This window comes from Pseudomonas reinekei, assembly GCF_001945365.1.
Lineage (GTDB): Bacteria > Pseudomonadota > Gammaproteobacteria > Pseudomonadales > Pseudomonadaceae > Aquipseudomonas > Aquipseudomonas reinekei.
The window spans coordinates 1-1,022 of the sequence record NZ_MSTQ01000053.1; the positions used below are offsets into that span (position 1 = coordinate 1).

The 1,022-nt window shown below is 53.5% G+C and carries 2 protein-coding genes; both read right to left on the reverse strand.

Annotated elements, in window-relative coordinates; genetic code table 11:
• The coding region (locus BVK86_RS28930) for a type VI lipase adapter Tla3 domain-containing protein (protein ID WP_139315824.1) at nt 1-715 on the reverse strand (715 nt) is incomplete at its 3' end.
• Nucleotides 712-1,022, reverse strand: a 311-nt coding sequence (locus BVK86_RS28935) for an effector protein Tle3 domain-containing protein (RefSeq protein ID WP_139315825.1), incomplete at its 5' end; no start/stop codon positions are given. The genes BVK86_RS28935 and BVK86_RS28930, both read right to left, overlap by 4 nt.

A 1,022-nucleotide genomic window follows, 5' to 3' on the forward strand; every position in this document is an offset into this window, starting at 1 on the left:
TGTCATCAAAAAACTGAAACAGTCGCTCAATCATGCCTTGCGCGTGCGTGGTGCTTTCATCGTCCTGCCAGAGAAATTGGGTAACCCCCAGAGTTGCCTTATTACGACCTGAGTTAATCAGGCCGGCGGCTCGGTAGCCCTTCTCGTATGGGTCTGGAGGGCCTAGTGCAAACACTGGAATCGGCCAATATGCGACTGATTCGCCTGCCGAATGTTTGAAGGCAACGCGGATTTTGATATCTCTGGAGTTTTGTCTGGATCTTAGTGACGCCTTATAGTCCTTGGGGTCACGAGAGTAAATTGAAGCAAAGTTGTCGTTTTTCTTTTTGATGAACTGCCAGATTTCAGATTGATGATCCTGATAAATCCCCAGCCCCACGCCCCGTATTTCTAGCGCGTAAGTCCGCGCTTGCGTGGCTTGCTGCTCGGCGATTTGCGCTAAGACATTGGCTTTGTAAGCAGCGAGCCTCGCCTTTTCACTGGCCACGGCGTTGCCCCACCAGTGAACGCTGAAGATCAGCAGCAAGGGCCCCAAAATAGCGGCGATTCCCCAGCGCAGTACTTTGTTCATGTCACGCAATTCCATGTTGAGTTCCTGTGCCTTGATTTGGACCAACCAGACGAAGCCGAGCCAAACGATCAGCAGTACGCCGGCGATCCAGAGGTAGGGTTTGAGTTTCGGTAAAGTCCGGGTTTGGTGTTGAGCATCCCTCACACGGCACCTCCTTCTTTAGCGGTGTCGGCAAGCAGGGAGGGCGGTACTAGAGAGACCACATCGGTGGGCGGGAAAATGCCTTTGTCGTAGTACATGTAACTGGCGGTTACTAAGGCCTGAGCCTCAGCACTGAGTCGCGACCAGCCTGATAAGCCTTTAGTATTCAAAAACTGCTCTTCATCCATCTTCCAATCCGCAATCGCCACCAACACCTCGCGCATCCGCGGGTCGTCAAGGCAATGCGCCTGGCCAATGGCAATGTCCATCGCCGTCACCCAGCGCTGGTTTTCCGGACTGCGCAGGATCG